Source organism: Providencia sp. PROV116 (genome assembly GCF_028482485.1).
Classification (GTDB): Bacteria; Pseudomonadota; Gammaproteobacteria; order Enterobacterales; family Enterobacteriaceae; genus Providencia; species Providencia rettgeri.
This window is the reverse complement of the sequence record NZ_JAMPQO010000006.1, coordinates 84,980-92,168: the sequence shown is the minus strand read 5'-3', so window position 1 is coordinate 92,168 and position 7,189 is coordinate 84,980. Positions and strand designations below refer to the sequence as shown.

Below are 7,189 nucleotides of genomic sequence, written 5' to 3'. Positions count from 1 at the left end.
AACGGGAAAATTATGACGGGAAAAACAGAGTATTGGAAACGTAACCTATACGTCGTGTGGTTCGGCTGTTTTTTAACAGGTGCCGCCTTTAGCCTGATCATGCCTTTTCTCCCGTTATATATTGAAGAACTTGGTGTCAAAGACCATGCTTCGTTGAATTTATGGACTGGTGCCGTTTTTAGTATCACCTTTTTATTTTCTGCCATTGCCGCTCCATTTTGGGGGAGATTATCCGATCGCAAAGGGCGAAAATTAATGCTATTGCGATCCGCGCTGGGCATGGCGATTGTCATGGTGTTAATCGGCTTTGCGCAGAATATTTGGCAATTATTAGCCTTAAGAGCCATATTAGGTTTATTGGGTGGCTTTGTTCCTAATGCTAACGCGTTGATTGCAACTCAAATTCCCGTGAAAAAAAGCGGCTGGGCTATGGGCGTCCTTGCGACTGGTGCGGTCAGTGGCGCACTTATTGGCCCATTAATCGGCGGTTTTCTTGCTGACCAATATGGCTTACGCCCCGTCTTTTTTATTACAGCAACGGTGCTGTTTATTTGCTTTTTTGTCACGCTCTTTTATGTTAGAGAACGCTTCACACCCGTTTCGCGCAAAGATGCATTGTCCAGCAAGCAAGTATTTGCCTCACTACGCAATAAGAATTTAGTCATTAGCTTGTTTTTCACCACGATGATCATTCAAGCTGCGATGGGGTCAATCAACCCCGTGATCACCCTCTATGTTCGGGATCTATCTGATTCTTTAGAAAACCTCGCCTTTGTCAGTGGTGTAATAGCCTCCATTCCCGGTGTTGCGGCTTTAATCAGTGCGCCCATGTTAGGTAAACTCAGTGACCGAATAGGCCCTGAAAAAGTTTTACTCGCCGTGCTGGGCGCATCTATTTTTGTATTATTCCCAATGGGGTTGGTAAGTAGTTATTGGGAGTTAGGCTTTCTCCGATTTATGCTTGGGGCACTAAATGCTGCACTATTACCTGCAGTACAAACGTTAATTATCTATAATATTTCTCACCAAGTGACTGGGCGTATTTTCAGCTATAACCAAGCATTACGCGATGTTGGAAACGTGACAGGGCCTTTAATGGGCTCCTTTGTCGCTGCCACCTATGGTTTCAGAGCCGTATTCTTTTTCACTGCGGCGTTAGTTCTCTTCAACTTAATTTATTCATGGTTAGTTATCCGGCGCCAATCCGATGGTCTACGCGCTTCCCCGTCCGACCAATAACCCCCTTGCTATTTTTTGTACAAAAACCTGATGATTTATACGCTTTATTGTCTCACTTTGCTTAAAATTAAAATTTTACAACTTCAAACAATTGATTTTAAACAACTTAATCGATTCAAAATTCTTTCTTTTATTGTCAACTAAAATCCTGTATCTTCCCCTAGCTTATCGTGAGAAATGAGAGTTATATCGACTTTTCACCTTAAAAGCACACCTTTTACAATAAATTCATTCTGTATATAGGTGATTCTATAATAATGTATGTTAAAAATATGTTTCACATGTTTATGTTAACATATCAATAACAATTGACATTCAAGCGCACGGCTTGGTGTTTTATATCATGCACAACCTCTCAAGAGAGTATTTATGGGAGTTCACAGATGAACAATTCTGCGACTAAAACAAAAACTTTTTTTGGGCATCCATACCCATTGAGTTCGCTTTTCCTCACAGAAATGTGGGAACGCTTCTCTTTTTACGGAGTTAGACCGTTACTTATCCTATTTATGAGTGCGGCATTATTACAAGGCGGAATGGAATTACCTATTGAACAAGCTTCCGCTATTGTCGGTATTTTCGCTGGTGGGGTTTATATCACCTCGTTGCCGGGTGGTTGGTTAGCCGATAACTGGTTAGGCCAACGCCGCGCGGTTTGGTACGGCTCATTAATTATTGCGTTTGGCCATTTATCCATCGCAATGTCTGCCTTTTTATCAAATACCTTCTTTTTCGTTGGTTTATTACTCATCGTATTAGGTACAGGGTTATTTAAAACCTGTATTACTGTGATGGTAGGAACGCTGTATAAGAAAGAAGATACACGTCGTGATGGCGGTTTCTCTCTGTTCTATATGGGTATTAACATGGGTTCATTTATTGCCCCGTTAATTATTGGTCCACTTCATGAAAAATATGGCTGGCATTTAGGTTTTGGCCTTGGTGGCTTAGGAATGCTAATTGCCCTGTTAATTTTCCGTTTTTACGCCATTCCTCAAATGCGCCGCTATGATAAAGAAGTTGGCCTTGATTCCACATGGAACCGCCCAACAGTTGAGCGCAAAAACGTGGGGAAATGGGTAACCTTTGCCATGGTATTATTGGCCATACTGGTTGTCTTGATTGATAATGGTACGATTCCATTTAATGCCTCAATCATCGCGAAAAGCTCTGCTTATGTTATCTCGACCTGTGTGGGCATCTATTTCTTATTTATGTTCTTCCTTGGCGGTTTAAACAGTAGCGAGCGTTCTCGCTTACTGGCTTGCTTAATTTTACTGATTGCAGCCGCATTCTTCTGGTCCGCTTTTGAGCAAAAACCGACTTCATTTAATATCTTTGCTCGCGACTATACTGACCGCCAAATGGGCAGTTTTGAAATCCCAACCATTTGGTTCCAATCAATCAATGCGTTGTTTATTATATTGTTAGCCCCAGTATTTAGCTGGTTCTGGCCTTCTCTGGCTAAACGTAATATGAACCCAAGCAGCATGACCAAGTTCGTGATTGGTATCTTATTTGCTGCAGGTGGCTTTGCTATCATGATGGTGGCAGCAAACCAAGTGCTTGCAACACAAAGTGGCGTTTCCCCTTTCTGGCTAGTTGGCAGTATCTTATTACTGACATTAGGAGAACTGTGCTTGAGCCCTATCGGCTTGGCAACAATGACTTTGCTCGCACCACAAAAAATGCGTGGTCAAGTGATGGGGTTATGGTTCTGTGCGAGTGCGTTGGGTAACCTTGCCGCAGGTATCATGGGTGGTAACATCCGTAAAGACCAATTGGATTCAATGCCTGAGCTATTCTCCCATGTCTCTATTGCGCTGGTCATCTGTGCGGTCGTATTGGCAGCGTTGATTATCCCTGTCAGGAAAATGCTCAAAAATGCAGACAAAAATGAAGCAAATGCTTAATAACGCGGATTAATTGTCTTTTATCCGGTAGCAACCCACACGCTACCGGATCTCCCCCCAGCTTCATTAGCCTATTAATAATTTGCCTATTATATTTCATAAAATAGGCGTTATACTGGCCTTTCATCATCCCATAATGACTCTTGGAAACCCTATAATGAGCCTTTCTGCTCCCATTTACTATGTTGATGCTTTTACAGATACCCTTTTTCACGGTAATCCTGCAGCGGTTGTATTACTCGATAACTGGTTATCAGATGAACAGCTAATTGCAATTGCTGCAGAAGTTAATTTGTCAGAAACCGCATTTTTAGTCGATCGTCATATTCGATGGTTCACCCCTAAAGTTGAAGTAAAATTATGTGGTCATGCAACACTTGCCGCAGCCTTTGTGTTAAACCATGTGCTCCAACAAAACATTCATCCTTTAACATTTAGCTCTTTATCAGGTGAGTTGGTTGTGACACAAAATGCCCAAGGGTTTACACTCGATTTTCCAATTATTGAATCTGTACAAAGTCATCCAGACCAATACCCACACCTCGCTGACATCCTTGGAATCAAAATCAAAGAGCTTTGGATAGCGAAAGACCGTTACCTGTGTTTTCTTGAAGGTGCAGAACTCGTTCAAAACTGCCAGCCGGATATGCTAAAGCTTTCACAGCTTTCTCTACCTGGATTAACAATTACAGCAGAAAGTGCGACTAACGATTGTGATTTTGTTTCTCGTTATTTTGCCCCAGCAAAAGGGGTTGATGAAGACCCTGTAACAGGCACTTCACATTGTGCTATTGCACCAATATGGGCAAATCGGCTAAATAAAGTGCAGTTAGTTGGCCATCAAATATCATCACGCGGAGGAGTAGTTCATTGCGAGCTAGCCTCTGGTCGAGTAAAACTAACAGGTAACGCCGTTTTGTTTCTAACAGGCCAAATCCTAATTTAAGTTTTATAAATCAATAAACTAGAATAAAAGCCATTTTTTCCTGCCTGTTTCTCCTACTTCAATTCCGCCAGCGCCATTATTTTTCTTGAAATATTGGCGCCCATTTCATATTAGAAAAAAAAATTTTTTAACATTTAACTAAAAATTTTAATTCCACATTAATTTAGTTTACAATCATAATCATTATTAAAGATATAATTACAATTATAAATATTTCTAATTGAAGCTTTGGCCAATTGTGAAAAACTCATTCGATATAAGGAACTTATAAGATGGCTATTACTAGAAGAAAATTTTTGATTGGTGGTGGTATTGTTGCCGTTGCTGCAGGGGCCGGAATTTTAACTCCAATGTTAACTCGTGAAGGTCGATTTGTTCCTGGTAAACCGCGACATGGTTTTGTCGCAGGAACAGAAGGTCCTCTACCACAGCAAGCTGACGTCGTTGTTATTGGTGCTGGAATTCTAGGAATTATGACAGCAATTGAGCTGGTTGGGCGCGGTTTAGATGTTGTTATTGTTGAAAAAGGTAATATTGCAGGCGAACAATCATCCCGCTTCTATGGCCAAGTCATCACTTATAAAATGCCAGATGAAACCTTCTTACTCCACCACTTAGGCAAACAACGTTGGAGAGAGATGAACGCGAAAGTCGGTGCAGATACAAGCTATCGTACTCAAGGGCGCATTGAAGTACCGTTCGATGAAGAAGATCTTGTTAATGTTAGAGAATGGATTGATACTCGCAGTAAAAACGTCGGTTCAGATATTCCATTCAAAACACGCATCATTGAAGGCGCAGAACTCAACCAGCGCTTAAATGGTGCACAATCTAAATGGACTATCGCAGGTTTTGAAGAAGACTCCGGTAGCTTAGATGCTGAAATTGCGACCTTCGTCATGGCAGATTACGCGAAAAAATTAGGTATCAAAATTTACACTAACTGTGCTGCTAGAGGCTTAGAAACACAAGCAGGCGTTATTTCTGATGTCGTCACCGAGAAAGGGCCTATTAAAACCTCGCGTGTTGTTGTTGCAGGTGGAGTCTGGTCAAGACTGTTTATGCAAAACTTAGGCGTTGATGTCCCAACATTACCAGCTTATCAATCTCAGCAACTGATCACCGGTTCACCAACTGCGCCAGGCGGTAACGTTGCTTTACCAGGCAATATTTTCTTCCGTGAACAAGCGGATGGTACCTACGCAACATCTCCTCGCGTGATTGTTGCTCCGGTTGTTAAAGATTCCTTCGTCTATGGCTACAAATACATTCCACTGCTGTCGATGCCAGATTTCCCTGTCCATATTTCATTAAATGAACAGTTAATTAATTCATTTACTGAACCAACAAGCTGGAAAATGGATGAAGTTTCACCATTCGAAAAACACAGAAATATGACTGCATTACCTGACTTGCCTGAGCTGAATGCATCATTTGAAAAATTAAAAACAGAATTCCCTGCATTTAAGGATTCTAAATTGATTGACCAATGGAGTGGTGCTATGGCCATCGCACCAGATGAGCACCCAATCATTTCTCAAGTCAATGAATACCCAGGTCTAGTTATCAATACTGCGACAGGCTGGGGAATGACAGAAAGTCCTGTTTCTTCCGAGCTCACCGCTGACTTGTTATTAGGCAAAGAACCCTCACTGAATGTGAAACCATTTAGTCTATACAGATTTAGTTAATACTTGTTTGTAAAATTTGCTCACAAAAAACCCTTCAATATGAAGGGTTTTTTTATTACCTATTGTGGCTCTATTGCTTAGTATTCGAAACTTAAATCAAATGGAGTGATTATGAATAAATCACTATTGGCAATAGCAATTTCACTGTTAAGCGCCAAAGCTTTCGCTGAAAAAAGTTACACCGTAGGGCAATTAGAGGACATGATTGCTGATAACAACAAACCACAAATTGCAGCCCCTGTTTTAGATGGTTCTATCGCAAAAGCTGTTCGTATGAGTGCAGAGTATTTAGATAATTAATTCCATGCCTCATTAGAATTTAAAAGCTCATAATTTGAACTCTGGGCCTTTAATATTCCCTCTTCTGATTTTAGCTACAGCTGACATTCTCAAAAATTTCCCTGCCGGAACGATTCACTTCACATTTATTGCTGAATTAGTTTGAAATGAGTATTACACTTAGCTTTTAACATTATTGCTTTTAACAATTACTAGCATACTAAGTAACAATTGTAAGGTAGACCATGAGTTCCATCGCTGACGATGTCATCACACAAAAAATTGAGCAATCCATTTCTCGCGTCTCTAAAGTGGTATTTCCAACAACAACTAACCACCACAGCACCCTATTTGGCGGTACTGCTCTCGCTTGGATGGATGAAGTTTCTTTTATTACCGCAACACGTTTTAGCCGTAAGCGCCTTGTTACGGTCTCCACTGAAAAAATTAATTTTACTCATCCAATCCCTTCAGGAACCATTGTTGAGTTGGTGGGTAAAGTCATTCGAGTTGGAAGAACCAGTTTGACGGTCAATGTATCGATTTTTTTAGAAGATATGTATTCAGAAGGTCGAGAAGAAGTGATACATGGCCAGTTTAATTTTGTTGCAATTGATGACAATGGTAAACCTACCCCACTATTTGAGTCATAAGCTTTTTTAAGCCATCAACATAAAGGTTTTGTTTATATTGCTAAAGGTGCGAATTCTGTAAACTTTAATTCACACCTTTCTAATAACACATCAGCCGCCCTTATTTAATTCACTTTTCTCACTTCTGATGTGTTTTATATCGAAAATTTATTCGTATTAAATGTTTTTATAAAATAATCACCCTAACGCCTTAAACCACACTTAAAATATCAATTAATATTCCATTCCCTTATCTTTTCATCTGTCTGGCATGACTTCTTAATCATTTCTCTTATTAATATCTTGTTACAACAAACACATAACGTGGCTAAAAGATAGGAAATCCCATACCCTAATATATTGTATATTTTTATTATATATTGATATTTTTAAATTAAAATCGTAGAGTATAGATGATGCCAATAACTCTAAAAATGCGTAAAGTCCTCAGGCTTATAGCTTATTTTATATTACGTATTTTGATGTAAA

At 40.0% G+C, this 7,189-nt stretch carries 6 protein-coding genes; all 6 read left to right on the top strand.

Going from position 1 to position 7,189, the window contains the following annotated elements:
• Nucleotides 1-12: 12 nt before the first annotated feature.
• The 6 genes from mdtG (at nt 13) to PSE72_RS05950 (ending at nt 6,721) form a co-directional block, all read left to right on the top strand.
• Nucleotides 13-1,239 carry a multidrug efflux MFS transporter MdtG gene (gene mdtG, locus PSE72_RS05975; RefSeq protein WP_004909760.1) on the top strand — a complete coding sequence of 409 codons (1,227 nt, stop codon included), beginning with the start codon at nt 13-15 and terminating at the stop codon, nt 1,237-1,239.
• Nucleotides 1,240-1,622: 383 nt separating this feature from the next.
• On the top strand, nt 1,623-3,152 hold the full coding sequence (locus PSE72_RS05970; RefSeq protein WP_004909757.1) for a peptide MFS transporter: 1,530 nt from the start codon (nt 1,623-1,625) through the stop codon (nt 3,150-3,152).
• A gap of 157 nt (nt 3,153-3,309) precedes the next feature.
• On the top strand, nt 3,310-4,098 hold the full coding sequence (locus tag PSE72_RS05965; protein WP_115167469.1) for a PhzF family phenazine biosynthesis protein: 789 nt from the start codon (nt 3,310-3,312) through the stop codon (nt 4,096-4,098).
• Nucleotides 4,099-4,370: 272 nt separating this feature from the next.
• Nucleotides 4,371-5,789, top strand: a complete 1,419-nt coding sequence (locus PSE72_RS05960; protein ID WP_115167470.1) for an NAD(P)/FAD-dependent oxidoreductase — start codon at nt 4,371-4,373, stop codon at nt 5,787-5,789.
• 111 nt (nt 5,790-5,900) lie between these two features.
• On the top strand, nt 5,901-6,089 hold the full coding sequence (locus tag PSE72_RS05955; protein ID WP_115167471.1) for a hypothetical protein: 189 nt from the start codon (nt 5,901-5,903) through the stop codon (nt 6,087-6,089).
• A gap of 224 nt (nt 6,090-6,313) precedes the next feature.
• The gene (locus PSE72_RS05950) at nt 6,314-6,721 is read left to right on the top strand and encodes an acyl-CoA thioesterase (RefSeq protein ID WP_004909747.1); all 408 of its coding nucleotides are present in this window, start codon (nt 6,314-6,316) and stop codon (nt 6,719-6,721) included.
• Nucleotides 6,722-7,189: the final 468 nt, after the last annotated feature.